Annotated in this window: 18 protein-coding genes; 12 read left to right on the plus strand and 6 right to left on the minus strand. The window is 70.9% G+C overall.

The features are described from left to right. Positions 1-222: 222 nt before the first annotated feature. From AC07OY_RS09045 to AC07OY_RS09055, 3 genes are all read left to right on the plus strand, one after another. Complete coding sequence (locus AC07OY_RS09045) at positions 223-666, plus strand: hypothetical protein (RefSeq protein WP_495042227.1); 444 nt, start codon at positions 223-225, stop codon at positions 664-666. Positions 667-673: 7 nt separating this feature from the next. Then, complete coding sequence (locus tag AC07OY_RS09050) at positions 674-2011, plus strand: sigma-54-dependent transcriptional regulator (RefSeq protein ID WP_495042228.1); 1338 nt, start codon at positions 674-676, stop codon at positions 2009-2011. 148 nt (positions 2012-2159) lie between these two features. Beyond that, positions 2160-3509, plus strand: a complete 1350-nt coding sequence (locus tag AC07OY_RS09055) for a sensor histidine kinase (protein ID WP_495042229.1) — start codon at positions 2160-2162, stop codon at positions 3507-3509. Between the two features lie 17 nt (positions 3510-3526). Here AC07OY_RS09055 and AC07OY_RS09060 read toward each other — a convergent pair whose 3' ends face one another. Beyond that, positions 3527-4486, minus strand: a complete 960-nt coding sequence (locus AC07OY_RS09060) for an AEC family transporter (RefSeq protein ID WP_495042230.1) — start codon at positions 4484-4486, stop codon at positions 3527-3529. Between the two features lie 155 nt (positions 4487-4641). Here AC07OY_RS09060 and AC07OY_RS09065 point away from each other — a divergent pair, with 155 nt between their 5' ends. From AC07OY_RS09065 to AC07OY_RS09090, 6 genes are all read left to right on the plus strand, one after another. Beyond that, positions 4642-5691 (plus strand): serine/threonine-protein kinase, encoded by a 1050-nt coding sequence (locus AC07OY_RS09065; RefSeq protein ID WP_495042231.1) that lies wholly within the window; start codon positions 4642-4644, stop codon positions 5689-5691. Between the two features lie 95 nt (positions 5692-5786). Then, positions 5787-6374 carry a PEP-CTERM sorting domain-containing protein gene (locus tag AC07OY_RS09070; RefSeq protein ID WP_495042232.1) on the plus strand — a complete coding sequence of 196 codons (588 nt, stop codon included), beginning with the start codon at positions 5787-5789 and terminating at the stop codon, positions 6372-6374. 159 nt (positions 6375-6533) lie between these two features. After that, the gene (locus tag AC07OY_RS09075) at positions 6534-9176 is read left to right on the plus strand and encodes a hypothetical protein (protein ID WP_495042233.1); all 2643 of its coding nucleotides are present in this window, start codon (positions 6534-6536) and stop codon (positions 9174-9176) included. Between the two features lie 142 nt (positions 9177-9318). Next, entirely contained in the window at positions 9319-11397 is a 2079-nt protein-coding gene (locus AC07OY_RS09080) for a UvrD-helicase domain-containing protein (RefSeq protein WP_495042234.1), read from the plus strand. A gap of 105 nt (positions 11398-11502) precedes the next feature. Beyond that, positions 11503-11868 carry a hypothetical protein gene (locus AC07OY_RS09085; protein WP_495042235.1) on the plus strand — a complete coding sequence of 122 codons (366 nt, stop codon included), beginning with the start codon at positions 11503-11505 and terminating at the stop codon, positions 11866-11868. A 336-nt stretch (positions 11869-12204) separates the two neighbouring features. Continuing rightward, positions 12205-12897, plus strand: a complete 693-nt coding sequence (locus AC07OY_RS09090) for a carbohydrate binding domain-containing protein (protein WP_495042236.1) — start codon at positions 12205-12207, stop codon at positions 12895-12897. On the opposite strand, the gene AC07OY_RS09095 is transcribed toward AC07OY_RS09090, so the two are convergent. The 4 genes from AC07OY_RS09095 to AC07OY_RS09110 all read right to left on the minus strand — a co-directional run bounded on the left by AC07OY_RS09095 (position 12894) and on the right by AC07OY_RS09110 (position 18736). After that, positions 12894-14402: an alkaline phosphatase D family protein gene (locus AC07OY_RS09095; RefSeq protein ID WP_495042237.1), complete on the minus strand. Its 1509-nt coding sequence runs from the start codon at positions 14400-14402 to the stop codon at positions 12894-12896. The genes AC07OY_RS09090 and AC07OY_RS09095 overlap by 4 nt on opposite strands. Positions 14403-14420: 18 nt before the next feature. Next, on the minus strand, positions 14421-16487 hold the full coding sequence (locus tag AC07OY_RS09100; protein WP_495042238.1) for a primosomal protein N': 2067 nt from the start codon (positions 16485-16487) through the stop codon (positions 14421-14423). A 319-nt stretch (positions 16488-16806) separates the two neighbouring features. Continuing rightward, positions 16807-17886, minus strand: a complete 1080-nt coding sequence (gene hemE / locus AC07OY_RS09105; protein ID WP_495042239.1) for a uroporphyrinogen decarboxylase — start codon at positions 17884-17886, stop codon at positions 16807-16809. A gap of 19 nt (positions 17887-17905) precedes the next feature. Further along, positions 17906-18736: a D-hexose-6-phosphate mutarotase gene (locus tag AC07OY_RS09110; RefSeq protein ID WP_495042240.1), complete on the minus strand. Its 831-nt coding sequence runs from the start codon at positions 18734-18736 to the stop codon at positions 17906-17908. Positions 18737-18850: 114 nt separating this feature from the next. On the opposite strand from AC07OY_RS09110, the gene AC07OY_RS09115 reads away from it, so the two are divergent. From AC07OY_RS09115 to AC07OY_RS09125, 3 genes are read left to right on the plus strand one after another with little or no spacing between them, the layout of a single operon-like run. Then, the gene (locus AC07OY_RS09115; RefSeq protein ID WP_495042241.1) at positions 18851-19723 is read left to right on the plus strand and encodes a polysaccharide deacetylase family protein; all 873 of its coding nucleotides are present in this window, start codon (positions 18851-18853) and stop codon (positions 19721-19723) included. Then, positions 19720-20961 carry a serine hydrolase domain-containing protein gene (locus tag AC07OY_RS09120; RefSeq protein WP_495042242.1) on the plus strand — a complete coding sequence of 414 codons (1242 nt, stop codon included), beginning with the start codon at positions 19720-19722 and terminating at the stop codon, positions 20959-20961. The genes AC07OY_RS09115 and AC07OY_RS09120 overlap by 4 nt, the downstream gene beginning before the upstream one ends. After that, positions 20958-21677: a class I SAM-dependent methyltransferase gene (locus AC07OY_RS09125; RefSeq protein WP_495042243.1), complete on the plus strand. Its 720-nt coding sequence runs from the start codon at positions 20958-20960 to the stop codon at positions 21675-21677. Before AC07OY_RS09120 ends, AC07OY_RS09125 begins: the two co-directional genes overlap by 4 nt. Here AC07OY_RS09125 and AC07OY_RS09130 read toward each other — a convergent pair. Then, positions 21674-22318 (minus strand): 4'-phosphopantetheinyl transferase family protein, encoded by a 645-nt coding sequence (locus AC07OY_RS09130; protein WP_495042244.1) that lies wholly within the window; start codon positions 22316-22318, stop codon positions 21674-21676. The genes AC07OY_RS09125 and AC07OY_RS09130 overlap by 4 nt on opposite strands.

Here is a 22318-nt window from a genome sequence, read left to right on the forward strand (position 1 = left end):
AACCTCTTGTCCGGCAAGCGAATTCGCCCTCCTGGCCATCGTTCCGCACAGCAATCCGGTTGCGCACCGACGCCGAGACTCTGCCAGCCGGGCCAGCGGCATGCAACGGCGGTTTGCACCCCAGCAAGCGAGTTCTGCTCTGCAGGTTTGCCCGCAAACGTCTGGTCTTGACGGACGCTGCGCGACAACAGACCCCGCAGTGCGTCCCGCTATCCTCCCCCCATGCCCCGCCTCCTCGCCACCCTGGCCCTGTGCCTCGCCCTTGCTGCCTGCAGCGAGGTCGCCCATGGCCCGGGCATGATCAGCCAGCGCATCGGCGATCTCGTGCGCGATCCGGCGGCCCAGGTGGTGGACCTGGCCAAGCTGACCAGCTTCGGCTGGGACCGCTTCTATGTCTTCAAGCCCGGCAGCAAGCGCGAGGAGATCTGCGAATTCATCGGCGCCGGCCGCACGCAATGCGGCCGCATCCTCCGCTACACCGTCGTCCCCGAGGACTGCGTGGCCCTGGTCTTCGCGCTCGGCCCCAACCTCACCCACACCGAATTGCACGCCCTGGCCAACGGCCGCTTCGACTTCTCGCCGCCACCCGGCGGCCAGCCGCGTGCGGCCGCCACGTTCCGCATCCGCCGCGAGACCTCGGAGCGCGTCTGGCTCGAGCCCCAATAGATCCCCCATGCGACGTGTACTGATCATCGACGACCACCCCGGCGTGGGCCAGGCCCTGGAGCTGCTGCTGTCCCTGCATGACATCGAGGCCAGCGTCGCCGCCAGCCCCGAGGCCGGCCTGGCCCTGCTGGACCAGCGCGCCTTCGGCCTGGTCATCCAGGACATGAACTTCACGGCCGACACCACCTCGGGCGAGGAAGGCGAAGCCCTGTTCCGCGCCATCCGCGCCCGCCGGCCCGACCTGCCCATCATCCTGCTCACCGCCTGGACACGGCTGGACGCCGCCGTGGCCCTGGTCAAGGCCGGCGCCGCCGACTACCTGGCCAAGCCCTGGGACGACGCCAAGCTCGTCGCCACCGTCGAGAACCTGCTCGAGCTGGACGAAGCCAACCGAGAGATCGCCCAGCTGCGCGAGGCGCGGCGCGAACGGCGCACGGCGCTGGCGCGGCGCCACGACCTCGCCGGCCTGGTGTTCGGCTCGGACGCCATGGCCAATCTGCTGGAGCTCGCCGGCCAGATCGCCGCGGCACCCGTGCCGGTGCTCATCACCGGGCCCAATGGCGCCGGCAAGGAGCGCATCGCGGCCTTCGTGCACGGCAACTCGACGGCCAAGGATGGCCCCTTCATCGCGCTGAACTGCGGCGCCCTGCCCGCCGATCTCATCGAGGCCGAGCTGTTCGGCAGCGACAGCGGCGCCTATACCGGCGCGGCCAAGGCGCGGGTCGGCCGCTTCGAGGCGGCCGATGGCGGCACCCTCTTCCTCGACGAGATCGGCAACCTGCCGCTGGCCGGCCAGGTCAAGCTGCTGCGCGTGCTGGAGACTGGCCAGTTCGAGCGCCTGGGCTCCAGCAAGACGCGCCAGGTCAAGGTGCGCGTGCTGAGCGCCACCAATGCCGACCTGCGCTCGATGGTGAAGTCAGGCCAGTTTCGCGAAGACTTGTTCTATCGCCTCAACCTCATCGAACTCAAGCTGCCCGCCCTGGCTGATCGCCGCGACGACGTGCTGCCGCTGGCTGAACACTTCCTCGCCGGCCGCGCCCGCCTCAGCGAGGCCGCCCGCGAGGCCCTGCTGGCCCACCGCTGGCCGGGCAATGTGCGCGAGCTGAAAAACGCCGTGGAGCGCGCCGCCCTGCTCTGCCAGGGCGGCGAGATCACGCCGGCCCTGCTGGGGCTGGAGGAAGCCAGCGGCAGCGGCGCCTACCGCAACCTGGACGAACCCAGCCGCGAGGCCGTCGTCGCGGCGCTGAACGCGGCCGGCGGCGTCGTCAGCCGCGCCGCCAGCCAGCTCGGCCTGTCGCGCCAGGCGCTGTACCGGCGGTTGGAACGTTACGGAATCGCGCCGTAAACATGGCACCCCTCGTCCAAGGATTACCTTGGCCGGTCCCCCGCGGGGACGGCGATGCTTGCGGCATTGAGCCGCAAGCACATCGCCAAAGCGGGCCGGCTAGGGAGCGGCCCGGCGCTCGGCCCGCAAGTATTCGAGTGATTCACCCATGAGGCCTTTTCTCTCGCTGCGGGCTCGCGCCCTGCTGGCGCTGGCGATCGCCGCCGTGATCCCGCCCATCGTCATCCTCGGCGTGCGCCGCATGGGGCTGGACGCCGGCGTCGCGCTGGCCGTGGCGGTGCTGGTCATGCTGCCGCTGATCGCCTGGCTGGCGGCCTTCTGGCTGGCGCCCCTGCTCAAGCTCACGCGCGCCCTCGAAGGCGCGGTGCTGAGCTACCGCGACGGCGACTTCAGCCTCAACCTGGCGCCCGACGGCCCGCCCGAGCTGGCCATGCTGACGCGCCTGCATGCCGAACTCGGCCTGGCCTTGCGCGAGCAGCGCCAGCACCTGGCCCAGCGCGAGCTGCTGCTGGACACCGTGGTGCAGAACACGCCCGTCGCCCTGGTGCTGACCGCCCCCAGCGAGCGCATCGCCATCGCCAACCTGGCCGCGCGCCAGCTGCTGGGCGACGGCCGCAGCCTGACCGGGCTGGACTTCGGCACCGTCATCGCCGAACTGCCCGAGACGCTGCGCGAGGCCCTGGCCGGCGACGGCGACCGCCTCTTTGCCGTGACCCTGCCCGACGGGTCGGAAGAGACCTTCCACCACAGCACGCGCGCGTTCCGGCTGCAGGGCCAGCCGCATCGCCTGCGGCTGCTCAGGCGCATGACGCGCGAGCTGTCGCGCGCCGAGGTGGCCACCTGGAAGCGCGTCATCCGCGTGCTCAGCCACGAGCTGAACAACTCGCTGGCGCCCATCTCGTCGCTGGCCCACAGCGGCGCCGAGCTGGCGCGCCGCGGCGACACCGAGCGCCTGACGCAGGTGCTGGCCAGCATCGGCGAGCGCGCCGCGCATCTGCATGGCTTCCTGGCCGGCTATGCCAGCTTCGCCAAGCTGCCGGCGCCGCGGCGCGAGCCCGTCGCCTGGGCCGCCTTCCTGAACCGGCTGGCGACGCTGGGCGAGTTCAACCTGGACGGCGAGCTGCCCGCCGAGGCCGGCTGGTTCGACCCGGCCCAGATCGAGCAGGCCCTGCTGAACCTGATCAAGAACGCCCACGAATCGGGCAGCGACCCGGACGAGATCGCGCTGCGCCTGGGCCTGGTGGGCGGCGAGCTGCGCATCGAGGTGCTGGACCGCGGCCCCGGCATGAGCGAGGCGGTGCTGCACCAGGCCCTGCTGCCCTTCTATTCCACCAAGCGCTCCGAGCCCGGCTCCCAGGGCGGCACCGGCCTGGGCCTGGCGCTGGCGCGCGAGATCGCCGAGGCCCATGACGGCCGCATCGCGCTGAGCAACCGCGACGGCGGCGGCCTGCGCGTGGCGATCAGCCTGCCGCAGCAGCCGCAGGCCAGGCCCTGCTGACGCCACGGCAATGGGGCCTACATGAGCAGGGTGGCCAGCGCGCTGAAGGTCAGGAAGGCCAGGGCCGTCGACGCCAGGATGATGCGGGCGATGCGGCCGTTGTCGGCACCGTAGCGCTCGGCCAGCAGGGACACATTGCTGGCGCTCGGCAGGGCCGCCGCCAGCGTCAGCGCGATGAGCTGGCCGCTGGACAGCGGCGCCCCCAGCCAGCGCGCCGCCGCGCCCAGCGCAAACACCAGGGCCGGATGCAGCAGCAGCTTGATGGCGGCCACCGGCAGGTAGAGACGCAGCGGCGTCACGCGGCTGGCGGCGCGGTTGGCGCGGCCCGAGCGGCTCAGCACGGCGCCGATGGTGAACAGGGCCACCGGCGAGGCCGCATCGCCCAGCATGGCGATGGTCTTGTTCACCGGCCCCACCAGCTCCAGGCCGCTGGCGCCGAGCAGGGCGCCGATGGCGATGGCCCAGGGCAGGGGGTTGGAGGCCGCGGCCTTGATGGCCTGCAGGAAGGCCGCCCGCTCGGCGCGCAGATTGGTGCCGGCCTGGGCCAGGGCGATGCAGAGCGAACTGGTCACGAAGAGGTCGGCCAGGATGGTGCTGACGACGACGCCGCCCGCCTGGCTGCCCAGCAGGGCCACGATGAGGGGCACCCCCATGAAGCCGGTGTTGGGGAAGGCCGCCACCAGGGCGCCGAGGGCCGCGTCCTTCATGCCCACCGGCGGCGCCAGCGTCACCGCCAGCGTGAAGAAGACGATGAGCAGGGCCGAGGCCAGGTAGACGCCGATCAGGGCCGGGTTCAGCAGCTGCAGGAGGGGCGTGTCGCGGCCGAAGCGGAACAGCAGGCAGGGCAGCGCGAAGAACAGCACGAAGCCGTTGAGGCCAGGGATGGCGCTGTCGGGCAACCAGCCGCGCTCGGCGGCCAGCCAGCCGCACAGCACCAGGGCGAAGAAGGGGAAAGTGGTGGCGAGGACGTCCAGCATCGATGGGTCAGTATCCCGCCAGGCCGGTCCGTGAAGCTTTCGGCAGCTGCGAGCCTAGCCCTCGGCAAAGCCGCGTGAGCGAATGCTCGGACGGTCGCCGTTTGTAACAACGAGGGGTGGCCGCACCCCTGGGGTCACCCCTAATATGCCGCGCCATGCGCATGCCCAACCTCTCACTGCCACCGCCAGCCGCCGCCGCGCCCCTGGACGAGGGGCAGGCCCTGGGCGTGTGGCGGCTGGAGAAGCCCCTGCCCGACGGCGAACAGGCCCATGCCGGCCAGTGGTACAGCGCCCACCATGCACTGGCGACGGAGCAGAAGTCCGCCGTCCTCGTGCTGGACCGCAGCGACCAGGGCGCGGGCGTCATGCTGCGCTATGCCGACCAGGCCGGCGACCTCGCCAAGCTGCAGCACCGCCACATCGCCGTGCCTAGCGACAGCGGCGTCACGCCCGACGCCCATCCCTATCTGATCATCGAGGGCGAGCATGGCGAGCCGGTGCTGCCGCAGCTGCACGGCCTGGGCCTGCGCCAGCGCGTCGACCTGCTGGTGCAGCTCTGCGAGGCCCTGCGCTCGGCCCACCAGCAGGGTTGGCTGCTGGCCGAGATCGACCCCGCCATGATCTGGCTCGGCCCCGAAGGCGACGTGCGCCTGATGGGCCTGGGCCTGACCAAGATTCCCGACCCCACCGATCCCTTCGACCGCGGCCTGAGCCTCGGCGCATCGCCCGCCTTCGTCGCCCCCGAGCGCCGCAACGGCGAGCCGCCCACCCTGGCCAGCGAGGTCTTCGGCCTCGGGGCCCTGGCGCGCGTCTTCATCTGCGGCTGGGAAGACACGCCCAAGGGCCTGGCCCCGCTGCGCGGCAGCGCCGGCGACCAGTGGCCGACGCTGAAGGAAGCCCAGCAGATCAAGCTCGACGCCGTGCTGCGCTCGGCCATGGCCGACTCGCCGGAGCTGCGCATGCGCGGCGCCGAAAGCCTGGCCGACGAGCTGCGCGAGTGGCTGGGCCTGAGTCCTTCCCGCAGTGCTGGCAGCGCCACCGCCCCCGCCCCGCTGGATGCCCTGCCCCCTCCCAAGCCCGGGGCCTGGTGGAAGCGCTGGCTGTGGCTGGGTGCCGCCGCCGGCGTCGGCCTGCTGGCGATGGCGGCCCATATCGCCGACCGGCCAGCGGCCACGGCCAGCACCCAGAGCCAGCCGCCCGGCTGACCCCCGGACCACGGGGGCAGGGAACTGTCTAGGGATGTCGCCGGGGCAGGCCCTCGGCCACCATGCGCGCCCCAACTGATCCTGGAGCGCCTGCCATGGCCCGTCGTCTTCTTGCGCCCTTCGTCGCCGCCGCCCTGGGCTTCGCCGCCTCCGCCGCGCTGGCCGCCGGCTTCGACACCGATGCCGAAGGCTGGACCACCAGCAACGGTGGCGACCAGGTCTGGATGGCCACCGGCGGCAATGGCGGCGGCTGGCTGCAGATCACGGACACCACCAGCGAAGACTTCCTGCTCAACGCCCCCGCGGCCTGGCTGGGCAACTGGTCGGCCTACGCCGGCGGCACGCTGTCCTTCGACGCCAAGAACATCAACGGCGACGCGCCGGACTGGGCGCCCTTCGGCGAGGTGACCATCACCGGCGCCGGCGGCAGCGTGGTGTTCGACATGGCCGCCGTCAACACCCCGCCGGCCGACGGCCAGTGGCATCGCTACAGCTTCGTGCTGCCGTCCTGGGCGGTGCTGTCCAACGTGACCAGCCTGACCATCAAGGGCGAGTTCCACAACGGCGTGTCCGAGATCGTCGGCTTCGACAACATCCAGGTCACCGCCGTGCCCGAGCCCGCCGGGGCGGCCCTGCTGCTGGGCGGCCTGGGCCTGCTCGCGCTGGCGCGGCGCAAGCGCTGAGCCGCGGGCTTCGGCCGGGGTTGCCCGGGATGCAGCGCCGAAGGTGCTCGGCAACAATGCGCGCTTCCCCGGAGGTTCCATGACCCGCCCGCAGCCTGCGCCCCTGTCCGCCACCCGTTCTGCTCTCCTCCCAGCCGGCCCGAGCCGGCGGGCGCGCTGATGGCTGCGATCGGGGCCTCCCCCGCCAACCCCGCTTCCGGCCTGCTCGGCTTCGGCGAGCTGCAGCTGCGGCTGCCCGCCACCAAGGCCCAGTGGCTGGCCCTGGCGGCCGGCCTGGGCCTGGGCCTGGTCGGCGCCGAGCTGGCCTGGCACCACCCGCTGTCGGGGCCGCTGGCCCTGGCCGCCTGGGGCGTCGCCGTGCTGCTGGCCGCGCTGTTCTGGGTCAAGACCCCGGTCCTGCTGCTTGCGCCCCTGCCCCTCATCGGCCTGGCGCCCTGGAGCGGCTGGATCAGCTTCGAGGAGCTGGACCTGCTCGCCACGGCCTGCGGCTGCGGCGGCTATCTCGCCTACGCGCTGCAGCTGAATGCGCGCGACCGCGCGCCAGCGTGGCGCCATGGCCTGGTCTATTCGCCCGGCGTCGTCGCGCTGCTGATCGCGCTGGCGCTGTCGGCTGCCTGGAGCGTGAAGCGCGGCTTCGCCGATGCCGGCGGCTTCAGCTTCGGCTGGTTCCACGGCTACCACGAGGCGATGAACTCGGTGCGCAACGCCAAGGCCATCTTCCTGGTCCTGGCCCTGCTGCCGCTGTGGACGGCCGCCGCGACCGCGCGCCCCCGCGGTTTCTCGCGCGGCCTGCTGCTCGGCCTGGTGCTGGCCCTGGCCGGCGGCAGCGCCGCCGCGCTGTGGGAGCGCCTGGCCTATACCGGTCTGCTGGACTTCTCCACCGACTACCGCACCACGGCCCTGTTCTGGGAGATGCATGTCGGCGGCGCGGCCCTGGACGGCTTCCTCGTGCTGACCCTGCCCTTCGCGCTGCTGGCCCTGCTGCGCACGCGCTCGCCCTGGCGCTTCGCCATCGGCATGGGTGTGGCCCTGCTGGCCGCCTACGCCTGCCTCACCACCTTCTCGCGCGGCGTCTACCTGGCGCTGCCGCTGGCCCTGATTCCCATGGTCATGCTGGCCGACGCGCAGCGCCGCCGCGCCGCCGCCTCCGGGCCCGACAGCAGCCACATCGACAGCACCCTCGGTGCCGTGGACGAGCCGCTGCCGCGCCTGGCCAAGATCGGCGCCCTGGCCATGGCCGGCGCCTTCGCGCTGGCGGCCGCCCTGGTCTTCGGCGGTGGCGGCTACCGCGGCCTGCTGGCCCTGTTCTTCGTCATGGTCATCCTGCTGACCATGCCGGCCAGCCTGTGGCTGCCGGCCTTTGGCCAGCGGCTGACGGCCGTCGTCATGGGCGGGCTGCTGGCCCTGCTGCTGGGGGTGCTGAGCTGGGCCCTGTCCATGGCCGTGCCCAAGGCGGCCTATGTGCTCAATGTCGTCGCCCTGGTGGCCTGCGCCGTGCTGCGCTGGCGCGACCGGCCCGGTGAAGTCCGGCCGATCTATGTGCTGCTGGTGTCGACCTGCTGGTTCTGGCTGCTGGCCACCATGGTCATCGTGGCCGACTACTGGGGCGGCACTGCCGGCCGCTGGACGGCGGGAGCCGCCGGCCTGGCCCTGGCCGGCCTGTGGGCCGCCATGCTGCTCGAGCAGCGCCTGTGGCCGCTGCGCGGCTCGGGCAAGTCGGGCTGGCGCAAGCGCGCCCTGCTGATTGCCGGCCTGCTGCTCGTCATGGCCATCGTCGCGGCCCTGGGTGGCGGCGCCTATCTGCGCGACCGCGTCGCCACCTGGAAGGAAGACGGCCAGACCCGGCTCACGCATTGGCGCGACGGCCTGGCCATGCTGCATGGCGGCCGCCAATGGCTGCTGGGCAAGGGCAGCGGACGCTTCGTGCCCAGCAATTTCTACGAGGGCCCGATCAGCAGCCAGGTCGGCGACTATCGGCTGCGCCACGACCCGACCGAGTCCTATCTGGCCCTGGCCGCCGGCAAGCATGTGCTGGGCCGCGGCGAGCAGTTCCGCATCAGCCAGCGCATCGCCACGCCGGTGCCGGGGCCGGTGGCCCTGACCCTGGTCCATCGCACCGCCGCCGACGCCAACCTGGTGCTGCAGATCTGCGAGAAGAACCTGATCTATCCGGACAGCTGCTACAGCCTCGAGACCCAGCTCAAGCCCTTGCGCGTGCAGGCCCAGGCCGAAGCGGGTGCCAGCGCCGAGGCAGACGCCCCGCCGGCCGCCACCGCCGGCATGGGCGCCTGGCAGACCAGCCAGTTCAAGCTCGGCCCGGTGCCGGCCCTCGGGGGCGACTGGTGGGCGCCGCGCTTCGTGACCTTCTCCATCGCGCTGGACACCCGCGCCGCGCGCGTCGACATCGCCCGCATCGCCATGCAGGACGCGCAAGGCCGCCAGCTGCTGGTCAACGGCGACTTCAACCGCGAGATGGCGCACTGGTTCTTCTCCAGCGACCGCCACCACATGCCCTGGCACATCAAGAACGCGGCCCTGCATGTGCTGTTCGAGCAGGGCCTGATCGGCCTGGCTCTGGTGGGCAGCGCCTATCTGCTGGCGCTGGCGCGGCTGTCCTTCGGCCGCGGCCGCGACCATCCGCTCGCGCCGGCCATCGTCGCCGCCCTGATCGGCTTCGGCACCGTCGGCGCCTTCGACAGCCTGCTGGACGCGCCGCGCATCGGCTTCATCTTCTTCATGCTGCTGCTGCTGGGGCTGGGGCTGAGAGCCTTGCCGGGAGAGGGAGTGGCCAGGGTGGCATGATGTGTGCCCCTCGGCCAAGGAGTACCTTGGCCGGTCCCCCGAGGGGACGGCGATGCTTGCCGGATCGACCGCCAAGCACATCGCCAGAGCGGGCCGGCTAGGGAGCGGCCCGTCGCTCGGCCCGCCCGAACCCAACCCACTCATGTCTTCCGCAGTACCCCCCCCCGGCCAACCCTCGGCCGGCCTCAACCCCGCCCAGCTCGAAGCCGTCCATCACCTGAGCGGTCCCTGCCTCGTCATCGCCGGAGCCGGCTCGGGCAAGACCAAGGTCATCACGACCAAGATCGCCCAGCTGCTGGTGTCGGGCTACCGGCCCAGCCAGATCGCGGCCATCACCTTCACCAACAAGGCCGCGCAGGAAATGCGCGAGCGGGCCAAGGCCCTGGTCGGCAAGAAGGCCGCCAAGGACCTGGCGATCTCGACCTTCCACTCCCTGGGCGTGCGCCTGCTGCGCGAGGAAGGCCACCGCGTCGGGCTGAAGGAGCAGTTCTCCATCCTCGACAGCGACGACGTGCTCAATGTGCTGAAGGACGCCGGCGGCACGACCGACGTGAAGCAGGCGCAGCGCTGGCAGTGGACCATCTCGCTGTGGAAGAACCAGGGATTCGGCCCGGCCCAGGCGGCCCAGGTCGCCCAGGATGAGGACGAGCGCTCGGCCGCCGCCGTCATGGTGCGCTACCAGGAGCGCCTGGCGGCCTACCAGGCCGTCGACTTCGACGACCTCATCACCCTGCCCCTGAAGCTGCTGACCACCGACGCCGAGGCGCGCGAGAAATGGCAGAACAAGCTGCGCTATGTGCTGGTGGACGAGTACCAGGACACCAATGCGGTGCAGTACGAGCTGCTCAAGGCCCTGGTGGGCGAGCGCGGCATGTTCACGGCCGTGGGCGACGACGACCAGTCCATCTACGGCTGGCGCGGCGCCACCATCGAGAACCTGAAGCGCCTGCCGACCGACTACCCGGCGCTCAAGGTCATCCCGCTGGAGCAGAACTACCGCTCGACCGGCTCCATCCTGCGCGCGGCCAACAATGTCATCGCAGGCAACCCCAAGCTGTTCGAGAAGAAGCTGTGGAGCGAATACGGCGACGGCGAACCCATCGCGCTGCTGGAGGCCGACGGCGAAGAGCACGAGGCCGAGCGCGCCGTGGCGCGCATCCAGCAGCTGCGCGCCGACGGCAAGGGCCCGCAGTTCAAGGACTTCGCCATCCTCTACCGCGCCAACCACCAGGCGCGCATCTTCGAGCAGGCCCTGCGCCGCGCCCAGATCCCCTACAAGGTCTCGGGCGGCCAGAGCTTCTTCGACAAGGCCGAGATCAAGGACCTGTGCGCCTGGCTGCGCCTGCTGGTGAACCAGGACGACGATCCGGCCTTCCTGCGCGCCGTGACGACGCCCAAGCGCGGCATCGGCCACACGACGCTTGGCGCCCTGGGCAGCTTCTCGGCGCAGTGGAAGTGCAGCATGTTCGAGGCCCTGTTCTCCGAGAGCCTCGCCACGGCCGTCACGGCGCGGGCGCTGGCCCAGCTGCATGAGTTCGGCCGCTATGTGAATGACCTTCAATTCAAGGCCAGGCACACCGAGGGCCACACCGCCGCCCACGCCATGCTGATGGAGTGGCTCAAGGACATCGCCTACGAGGCTCATCTCATCGACAACGAGGAGAACGAGAAGGTCGCCCAGGCGCGCTGGGGCAATGTGCTGGACTTCGTCGACTGGATCGCCAAGCGCTGCGGTGGCCAGCACAGCGAGGAAGACGGCGTCAGCTTCACCGAGCCCAAGCAGAGCGTGCTGGATGTGGCCCAGACCATCTCCGTCATCCTGTCCCTGGCCGAGCGCGGCGAGGAGCAGGACCAGGTCACGCTGACGACGCTGCACGCCTCCAAGGGGCTGGAGTGGCCCCATGTGGTGCTGGCCGGCGTCAACGAGGGGCTGCTGCCCTTCAAGCGTGAGGAGGCGGAGCTGACGGCAGAAGCCCTGCAGGAGGAAAGGCGGCTGATGTATGTCGGCATCACCCGCGCCCGCACAACCTTGGCGGTGTCGACGTTGCGCCGGCGCAAAAAAGGCCGCGACACCGTTGTGGGCATCCCCAGCCGCTTTCTGGCCGAAATGAAGCTCAACGAAGGCAGCACCCGGGAGGATCCCCGGGAAAAGCTCAAGCGCATGCGCGAAGAACTGGCCGCCAAGGCCGCCGCGAGGGCTTCCTCAGCAAGTCAAGGCTAGGGCGCTCATTCGCGGGGGGCCCCCTCAAGCGCGTGAAGTCTTCACAACTTCGCCACGCTAGGCTGCGAACAATGCGATCCAGCCCTTCTTTCCGGTGAGCCTGCAATGAAAGCCCTGGTCCTTGCTGCTGTCCTCGCTGCCCTCAGTTCGTCGACCCCGGCCGGTGCCACGCGTGAAGCGCGCCAACCCATCGTCGACACGACGACGGCAGCCGTCATCGCCGACGCTGGCCGTCTCGGCTCGGCCAGCCTGACGTCGCTGAACGCCAACAGCCCCTGGACCCAGCCCAAACGCCAGGTCGAGGTCGACTACGAAGTGCTGCCTGCCGAAGTCGACACCGGCGCGCTGCTGGTCGCCCTGGGCGTCGCAGCGCTGGCACTCGCACGCCCGGTCAGCCGCGCCCTGCGCCGCCAGGAACAGCAACGCCGTGCCACGGCGCTGGCGAGCAGCATCGCGCATACCCCGCGGTAAACGAGCCCCTCGCCCAATCACGCCCTACTCTACGTAGGCATGCTTGGTCGGTCCCCCGAGGGGACGGCGATGCTTGCGGCATCGCGAACTGGAGTCGGACACAAGTAGTCCCTGCGGACTGCTTGTGCCTACGGAAGGCCATGGGCCTCTGGCCCATGGCAGGCCCAGCGCTCGGCCCGAAACACCTCAGATCTCAACCAGCGTTTTCAGTGACTTGCGTCACAGCCCCTACACCGGTCTGAGGGGGGTGTTTGTGCGGGTGTGAACTCTGCACCCGGCAACGGAGCGGGCAGGCCAAAGAATCGCGGCCAGTCACACATCAAACCCTGCCCGCCGATGAAACGCGCCGCCTCCCTGCTCGCCCTGATCGCCCTCAGCTCCGCCGCCCTGGCCGCGCCGGTGCCGAGCAGCAACCTGCTGGTCAACGGCAGCTTCGAGAGCACCGCCGTCGCCAACGGCAGCTGGGTCAATGTCGCCACGACGCCGGGCTGGACCTGGCTGGCCGGCCCCGGCACGGGCTTCGAGATCCGCAACAACGTCGCGGGCCGGGCCCAGGATGGCCTGAACTACATCGAGCTGGACACCACCGGCAATTCCACGATCGGCCAGTATCTCGACAGCCTGTCGGCCGGTGCGCGCTACGACCTCAGCTTCTGGTACTCGCCGCGCGAGTTCCAGGCCGCGTCGACCAATGGCATGCAGGCGTTCTGGAACGGCCAGCAACTGGGCGCCACGCTGAGCGGCCTGGGCGCCAACGGCAATGAATGGACGGAGATCAAGTTCAGCGTGACGGCCCAGTCCGGCCGCAACCTGCTGAGCTTCGCGTCGACCGGCACCAGCGACAGCCTGGGCGCCAACCTCGACAACGTCAGCCTGAACCGCGTGCCCGAGCCCAACAGCCTGGCACTGACCTTCGCCGCACTCGCCGGCTGCCTGCTGCTGCCGCGCATGCTGCGCCGCAAGGCCGAGGCACGCCGCGCCACGGCCCTGGCCGCCGCGCTGGCCGCGCCGGTCCCGACGCGCCGCTAAGCGGGCAGAGGGCCGGGACGGCCCGACTCCACGACAAACCGGGCCACGGTGCTGATGCCGCTGTCCGGCTTCAGCGCATCCTCCAGCGCACGCACCGTGGCGCGCAGCCCCTGCTTGGCATCCAGCGTGAAGGCCATATAGCCGCGCTGGTCGTTGCGCGCATAGCGCAGATGCGGGTTCACCGCCCGCAATGCATCCAGGTTCTGCTTGCCGGCCCAGCTGGTGATGGAGCTGCCGCAGAATTCGCTGGCCACCGTGGGTGATTCCGCAGCGTCGAAATCCGCCTTCAGGTCGGCCACGACATGGCTGTGCACATCGCCGCCCAGCACCACCACATTGGGCACCTGGCGCTCTCGCACCGTGGCCAGCAGCCGGCTGCGCGCCGGCGCATAGCCGTCCCAGCCGTCGGTCCAGTAGGTGGGCTCGGCCGCGTTCCAGTTCATGCGCGCCATCAGGGTCTGCTGCGCGACCAGATTCCAGCGGCCCGGCGTCAGGTCCCAGCCCTCGGCCAGCCATTGCTCCTGCGCAGCGCCCAGCAGCGTCCGCTTGGGATCCAGCATCTCCGGGCATTCGCGCAGCGGCAGCGTGTTGCTGCCATAGCGGCCGGTCCGCGTGCAGACCTGGGGGTCGCGGTATTGGCGGTCGTCCAGGGCATGGATGACGGCCAGGCGCCCCCAGGCATGGCGGCCGTGCATGCGCATGTCCGCGCCGCGCGGGCGCCAGGCCTTGGGCAGGGGCTGGTGCTCCCAGTAGGCCTGGTAGGCGGCGGCGCGGCGGGCGGGGAAATCCTGGCCGATCCGGTCGCCGCGCAGGCCCGCGTAGTCGTTCTCGACCTCGTGGTCGTCCCAGACGAAGAGCCAGGGCACGGCGGCGTGCATGGCCTGCAGGGCGGGGTCGGACTTGTACTGCGCATAGCGGGCCCGGTACTGGGCCAGCGTCACCGCCTCGCCGCCTTCCTGGGGCCGCACGCGGCCGGCCGCGCCGCCGTACTCGTAGATGTAGTCGCCCAGGAAGAGGACGAGATCCAGCTCCTCGGCCAGCATGTGGCGCCAGGCGGCGAAGAAGCCGTGGTCCCAGCGCTGGCAGCTGGCGATGGCGAAGCGCAGCGGCTCCAGCGCAGCGGCGGCCGGCGTGGTGCGCGTGCGGCCGGCCGGGCTGCGCTGGCCCAGGGCCTCGAAGCGGTACCAGTACCAGCGGCCCGGTTTCAGCCCGGCGGGCTCGGCATGCACGCTGTGGCCCCAGGCCGCCTCGGCCGTCTCGGTGCCGGAGGCCAGCACGCGCTTGAAGCCCTCGTCCTCGGCCATCTCCCAGCGCACCTCGACGCGCTCCGGCAGGTCGATGCCGGTCAGGCGCGTCCACAGCACCATGCCGTCCGCCGTCGGATGGCCGGAGGCGATGCCCAGGTCAAAGCGTGGCGACGCATCCGCCCGTGCATGGCGCAGCCAACCGGGAGCGAGACCGGCGGCCAGTGACAGTTGCAGCAGATGGCGGCGTGAGGTGTCCATCGCCGCATTCTGGCTTCGTCAGATGGCCAGGGGATCCACGTCGACGGCCCAGCGCAACACGGCCTTGTGCTCGCGCTTGAGCGCAATCAGCCCCGGCACCCAGGCGCGCAGAAAGGCCTGCAGCCGCGCGCGCTGCGTCGCCTCCACCAGCATCTGCATGCGCTCCATGTCGGCCACGCGGGCGACGGCATGCGGCACCGGTGGGTAGACCAGCACCTGCGCGTCCTGCAGCAGCTCGGCCGCCGCGTCGAGAAAGGCCTTGGCGGCCTCGGTCGTGCGCGCTTCGGCACGCAGCAGGGCCAGGTGGGCAAAGGGTGGCAGGCTGGCGGAGCGGCGCTCGGCGAGCTGGTCGCTGGCGAAGCGCACATAGTCGTGGCGGGCCAGGGCCTGGTAGAGGGCGTGGTCGCGGTGCCAGGTCTGCACCCACATCTCGGCCGGCGTCTCGCCCGCGGCATCGCGCCCGGCGCGGCCGCCGGCCTGCATCAAGAGCGCGAACAGCCGCTCGGGGGCGCGGAAGTCGCTGCTGAACAGGGCGCCGTCCGGGTTCACCGCCGCGACGAAGCGGATGCGCCGGAAGTCGTGGCCTTTGGTGATCATCTGCGTGCCGACCAGGATGTCGACCTCGCCGTCGTGCACGGCCTGCAGCTGGGCCTCCAGCTCGCCCTTGCGGCGCGTCGAGTCGGCGTCGATGCGCAGCACGCGCGCGCCGGGCAGGGCCTCGCTCAACTGCTCTTCCAGCTTCTCGGTGCCGCGGCCGATGGGCGCGATGTCGTGGTTGCCGCAGTTGGGGCAGGCCTGCGGCACGCGTTCGGTGAAGCCGCAGTGGTGGCAGCGCAGCGTGCGGTCGCGCTTGTGGAAGACGCGCCAGGCGCTGCAATGCGGGCAGTCGCTCTTCCACTGGCATTCGCCGCAATGCAGCACCGGCGCGTAGCCGCGGCGGTTCAGGAACACCAGGCTCTGCTCGCCGCGATCCAGCCTCTCCTTCAGCGCGGCCAGCAGCGGCGCGGTCAGCGCGGTCGTCACGCCGGCGCTGGGTGGCAGGGCCTTCATGTCGAAGAGCTTCACGCGCGGCAATGCGCCGCCGCCGATGCGGGCGGCCAGCGTCAAACGCTCATAACGGCCACTCTCGGCGTGCTGCCAGCTCTCCAGCGAAGGCGTGGCCGAGCCCAGCACGACGGGGATGCGCCGGTCGTGGGCGCGCCAGATGGCCAGGTCGCGTGCCGAGTAGCGGGCACCGTCCTGCTGCTTGTAGGAGGGGTCGTGCTCCTCGTCGACGACGATCAGCCCCAGGTCCGGCAGGGAGGCGAAAACGGCCAGCCGCGTGCCCAGCACCAGGCGGGCGCGGCCGAGGTGGGCGGCCAGCCAGTTCTGCAGCCGCTGGGCCGGCGTCAGCGCGCTGTGCAGGGAGACGATGGCAAGAGGCTCGGGCAGCAGGCTCGCGAAGCGCTCGGTGAAGCGGGCCTCGAGTTGCGGCGTCAGGTTGATCTCGGGCACCAGCACCAGCACCTGGCGGCCGGCGGCCAGCGCGGCCTCGGCGGCGCGCAGATAGACCTCGGTCTTGCCGCTGCCGGTCACGCCGAACAGCAGCACCGGCTTGGCAACCCCGCCCTCGACCTGGGCCGCGATGCGCGCGACGGCCTCGGCCTGCTCCGGCGCCAACTCGGGCTTGACCGGTTCGGGCACTTCGACGGCCTTGGCCGCCTTGCGGTCCAGCTTGCGCAGGCGCGCGGCCAGCTGCTCGGGCGATAGTTCCCGCAGTTGCGGCGGCAGCACGGCGCTGGCCAGTTCGCCAACGCTACGCTGGTAGTAGCCGGCGGCGAAGTCCAGCAGCCGGCACCAGTCGTCGCCCAGGGGGACCAGGGCATCGAAAACGGCCGCCACGGGCTTCAGCGCAAGGCCTGCGGCCGGCTCGGCCTCGCCCGGCCAAACCACGCCCAGCAGTTCCCGTTTGCCCAGCGGCACCCGGACCAAAGTTCCCGATGCGAGCGCCTGCTCACTCGCGTAGTCAAGCGGGCCATTCAGGCCGCTGTGCTGGGGCGCGTCGACGGCGACACGCACCGTTGTGGAGCCCAACAAATCAGCCATGCGCAGCTCCGCGCTTCTTGTGAAGCATTGGCTCAGCAGTTGGCTGCAAGTGCATGATTTTGAAAGGCTCTTGGGTTGCCCACAATTTCTGTGGATAAGTTTGTGAGCAAATCAGCCCACAAGGGCCGATAGAGGGGCGAGCCGGGCGGGACTGCCCCAAATCCGTTCGTCGGACCGTTTTGTGCGCTGCGTTGAAAATCAAGCACTTAGCACAGATTCGGGAAAACTCTTAGGTGCGCCGCACCAACCGTGGTCCAGCGCCCCCGCCCCCCAATTTTTGGGGATAAGTCGCTGGTCAAGTGCAGATTTGACGGCCCAGTCAGGCTGCCGAACGCAGGCGGCGCGAGTGCTGGTGCACCTCGTCGACCAGGGCCGTCACGCTGTCGGGCGGCGTGAACTGGCTGATGCCATGGCCCAGGTTGAAGATGTGGCCCTGGCCGGCCGCGGGCTTGCCGAAACTGTCCAGCACGGCACGGGCCTGGGCGCGCACGGCCTCGGGCGGCGCGAACAGCACATTGGGGTCGAGATTGCCCTGCAGCGCGACGCGGTCGCCGACGCGGGCGCGAGCGCTGCCGAGATTCATCGTCCAGTCCAGGCCCACGACATCGGCGCCGGCGTCGGCGATCTCGTCCAGCCACAGGCCGCCGCCCTTGGTGAACAGGATGCGCGGGATGCGCACGCCTTCATGCTCGGTCTTCACTGCGCCGAGCACCTGGCGCGAATAGGCCAGGCTGAACTGCTGGAAGGCACCGTCGGCCAGCACGCCGCCCCAGGAGTCGAACAGCATGACGGCCTGGGCGCCGGCTTCGATCTGGGCGTTCAGATAGGCCGCGACCGCGCGCGCATTGATGTCCAGCATGCGGTGCATCAGGTCGGGGCGGGCATACATCAGGCTCTTGACGAGGCGGTAGTCGTCCGAGCCGCCGCCCTCCACCATGTAGCAGGCCAGGGTCCAGGGGCTGCCCGAGAAGCCGATCAGCGGCACGCGGCCGTTCAGGGCACGGCGGATGGACGTGACGGCGTCAAAGACATAGCGCAGCTTGTCCATGTCGGGCACTTCCAGCGCCGCGACGGCGGCCTCGTCGCGCACGGTCTTCGCGAACTTGGGGCCCTCGCCCTGCTGGAAGGACAGGCCCAGGCCCATCGCGTCGGGCACGGTCAGGATGTCGCTGAACAGGATGGCCGCGTCCAGCGGGTAGCGCTCCAGCGGCTGCAGCGTCACCTCGGTCGCGTAGTCGCGGTTGGTGGCCAGGCCCATGAAGCTGCCGGCCTTCTCGCGCGTGGCCCGGTACTCGGGCAGGTAGCGGCCGGCCTGGCGCATCAGCCAGATGGGGGTGTGTTCGGTGGGCTGGCGCAGGCAGGCGCGCAGGAAGGTGTCGTTCTGAAGCGGGGCAAACATATGCCCCGGATTATCGAGGTCAGAGCAGCTCGAGGCTTTGCCGCCCGACCCAGCCCTCGCCGGCCTGCAGCTCGATGGGGCGGCCGATGCCGGCCGCCTCAACGCACAGCATCTCCGACCAGCCTTCGGGCGGCATGTCGGCCAGCTGGGCGCAGCGCTCGGGGCCGGGGTTCCAGACCACGGCATCGTCGAAGCCCTGCTGGCGTACGGCCAACTGGCGGCGGTCCTCGCTGACCAGCAGCGGGCGCTCCTTCACGCCGAAGTAGACGCGGTCGAGGTCGAGCACGCCGTTCTCGCCGGTCAGCAGCAGGTCCATGCGCTGCAGGGCCTCGGCCTTCTTGATGTTGTCCCAGTAGCGCAGGCCCGAAAGGCCTTCGACACTGACGGCGTCCAGGTCCCCCACGCGCAGATAGGTGTGCAGGGCGGCGGTGAATTGCAGCGGTGCGTCGCCGAGGTTCTCGCAGGCGAGTTCGATGTCCAGGCTGCGGCCGCCGACGCGTGCGCTCAATTCCAGCTCGAAGGCATGCGGCCAGATCGCCCGCGTCGCGTCGCTGTCGCGCAGGCGCATGACGACCAGAGCGTCGTCCTTGCCCTGCTGCTGCTGGACCAGCTCCCAAGGCAGGGTGCGTGCAAAGCCATGCTTGGACAGGGGGCCGCGATCGGAGAACTGCGGAAAGCAGACTGGCACGCCGCCGCGGATGGCCTTGCCAGGTGCATATTCACTGCGCGGCGACAGATAGAGCTGCTCGGCCGCGCCGGCCGGCTTCCAGGACAGCAGATGGGCGCCCTGGCGCGACAGCTTCAGGCTCGCGCCATCGGGCGCCTGCAGGGTGATGAGGTCGTCGGTCATGCCGGCATTGTCCGTCCGGCCACCCCCTTGTTTGCTAGGGTCGGTGGCGCGGCCGCATCCATAGAATCGCGCGTCCTCAAAAAACCGCGCCCCGCCCCGGGGCCAGACGGTCTCGTGCGCACCCTCTTCCTCTGTCTCGCGCTGGCGGCGATTGCGCTGCTGGGCGGCTGCCGATCGGCGGCCCATCGCGTGGCCAGCCCCGACACGCCGCCGCTGCGCTTCCTGCTGACCTTTGACGACGGTCCCAGCATCCGCAGCGCGCCCAACCCCACCGAGCAGGTGCTGGGCACGCTGGCCCGCAACCCGGTGCAGCCCGGCCTCAAGGCCATCTTCTTCGTGCAGACCCGCGCGAGCAACGGCGGCGGCACGCCCCAGGGCCGCGAGCTGATCCGCCGCGAGCTGGCGGCCGGCCATGTGCTGGGTTTCCACACCGCGACGCCGGGCCATTCCAACCACCTCGGCATGAGCGCAGAGACGCTGAGCGCCACGCTGAAGACGGGCCTGGCCGACCACGCCGAACTCGGCTTCGTGCCGCGCATCGTGCGCCCGCCGATGTGGGCCTATGACGACCGCACGCTGCAGGCCTATGCCCAGGCCGGCCTGAGCGCCCTGCTGACCGATGTGACGGCCAACGACGGCAAGCTGATCCCGCCCTATGGCAGCCCGCGCCGCCGCCAGCACATGAAGTACCAGATGGAATTGCTGAGGCCGCGCGTGCTGGCCGGCGAACTGCCGGTGGTGGAAGGCGTGATCCCGGTCGTCGTGACCTTCCACGATCCCAACCCCTTCACGGCCGAGCACCTGGCCGAGTACCTGCAGCTTCTCGTCAACAGCGCCCGCTCGCAGGGGCTGCGCGTATCGGACCAGCCCTTCTACGGCCAGGCCGACGACGTCGAGGCCGTGGCCCTGGCCCGCACCGTCGCGCCGGGCGCTCCCGTCCAGCGCATCCCCGGCTTCTGGCACTCGCTGCTGAAGATGACCCCGTGAGGCGCGCCCTGCTGCTGGGGCTGCTCGCCTTGCTGAGCGCCTGTGGTCATTTCACTCGCCAGGACCCCGAGCCGGCGGGCAACGCACCGCGCCGCGAGACGCTGGGCGACGGTGTCGAACGCCTGGTGCAGCCGGTGCTGGCCGCGCACGAGACGCCGGGGGTCATCGTCGGCGTCGCCACGCCGGACGGCCGCCGCCGTTTCTTCAGCTACGGCCAGGGCGAGACCGATGGCACGCCACTCGGCCCCGATACGCGCTTTCCCATCGGCTCGCTGACCAAGGGCTACACCGGCGCCCTGCTGAGCGTGCTGGTGGATGAAGGCGTGCTGCGCTGGGAAGATACGTTAGGCGAACTGCTGCCCGGCCTGCGCACCACGCCGGCCGCCGCGCGGCTGACACTGCTGCAGCTGTCCACGCACAGCGCCGGCCTGCCGCGCCAGCCCACCGATCTGCGCATGCTGACCGGCCTGCTGCGCTTCACCTTCACCGGCAGCAACTTCTACGACGTGATGGACGCCGAGGGCCTGGCCCGCTTCATGGCCGGCTTCACGCCGCCGCCGCATCCCGAGCCGGCCTATTCCAACATCGGCTATGCGCTGATCGGCATGGCCATCGAGGCCCGTACCGGCCGGTCGCTGGACGCGCTGCTGGCCGATAAGGTACTGGCCCCGCTGCAACTGGCCCACACCGGCTTCGATCCCGGCCAGGCGCATCGCGCCCAGGGCCATGCCGGCGACCAGCCCTATTTCATGCCGCGCGGCCGGCCGGTGGCCGACTGGCGCTTCCCGGCCGCCATGCAGGGCTCGGCCGCGCTGTACTCGACGGCATCGGACATGCTGGACTTCGCCGTCGCCCACCTGGACGCCGACAGCGACCGCCTGCACGGCCTGCTGGCCGACAACCTGCGCGTGCGCACACCGCGCCCGGCCGACGCCCCCGGCATCGCCTGGGTCACCGACGACTTCGAAGGCATCGCCATCACCAACCAGGTCGGCATGGCGGTCGGCCACACCGCCTATGTCGGCGTGCAGCGCGAGGCCCGCATGGCCGTCGTCGTGCTGCAGACCAGCTTCAACTGGAACTTCAAGATCGGCCACAAGCTGCTGCTGCGCCTGGCGCGCGGCCACATCGACTGGGCCACACCGCCGCTAGAGTCGGCCGCCCAGACGGCGCAGCAGCCAACCCCTATCATCGCGGCCGCTCGGCCGGACAGGCCACCAGCCACTGCCACGCCATGAATTCGAATCCCTCCACGGCCGCGACCAAGGCGCTCGCCTTCGTTCCCGAAACCCGCTTCGGCCTGTGGTTCCTGTCCACGCCGACCTGGCGCATCCACGTGCTGCAGCGTGCCCTCAACGACCTGCAGCGCATGGCGCCCGACGTGCCGCCCGGCGGTGTCGTGCTGGACATCGGCACCGGCCAGGGCCACTCCCTGCCCGAGCTGGCCGAGCGCTTCAAGCCCAGCCACCTGCACGCCCTCGACCCCGAGCCCGACTTCAACGCCCGCTGCGACGCGATGCGCCAGGCCGCTGGCGTGCCGGTGACCCTGCACCATGCCCACGCCGAAGCCATCCCGCTGCCGGATGCGTCGGTGGACCTGGTGCTCTGCCACCAGACCCTGCACCACATCGTCGACCAGACCGGCGCCCTGGCCGAGGTCTTCCGCGTGCTCAAGCCCGGTGGCCGCCTGCTGCTGGCCGAGAGCACCCGCGCCTACATCCACAGCTGGGTCATCCGCCTGCTGTTCCGCCATCCCATGCATGTGCAGCGCAGCGCGCCGGAGTTCCTGGCCCTGCTGAAGGACGCCGGCTTCGACGTGAAGCCCGAGCAGGTCAGCACGCCCTATCTGTGGTGGAGCCGCAAGGACCTGGGCGCCCTGGAATGGCTGGGCTTCGGCGTGCCCGAGCAGCGCGAAGAGACGCTGCTGAACTGCATCGCGCGCAAGCCGGGCTAGTCCAGCATCCGGCTGCGGCAGCGCTGCCAGACCGCAGCCGGCAGGCCGTCGATCCGGGCGGTCAGCGCGGGGTCGGCGGCGAGTGCCAGCACGAGGTCGCCCACGCGGGTGACGGCCATGTCGCCTGCGCCATCGGCCTGGAACTCCAGCCGCCGCATCAACGCGAAATCCAGGCCCTCGCCACGCGCCTTCAGCCAGGCCTCCTTCAGCGTCCACCACTGCAGGAAAGGCAGCGCACGCGCGGCGGCGGGCAAGGCCGCCAGCTGCTCGCGCTGCGCGGGCCCATGCACGGCTTCGGCGAGCGCCAGGTGGTCGCGCGGCCGCCTGAGGTCCTCGAGGTCGATGCCCACCGGCACATCGCCGGCGACACAGGCCACGAAGCCGCCACTGTGGCTGATGGAGACATGGGCGCCGGCCACGACGCAGGCGCCGCTGTCGGCGACCTCCAAGACCGGCAGCGCGGCATCGCTCAGCAGGCGCTGCAGCGCGCGACGGGCCAGCCAGCGGCCGGCCAGAAAGGTGTCACGCCGCGCCGGCGTGCTGAAACCCCGCAGGCGCGCCGTCTCGGAAGCCGTCAGCCAGCCGGCCGGCGGCGCCATGCCGGCCCGCAACTCGGGCTCGGGCGCCAGCAGGCACAGCAC

This window comes from Roseateles sp. GW821-FHT09H10 (assembly GCF_059415865.1).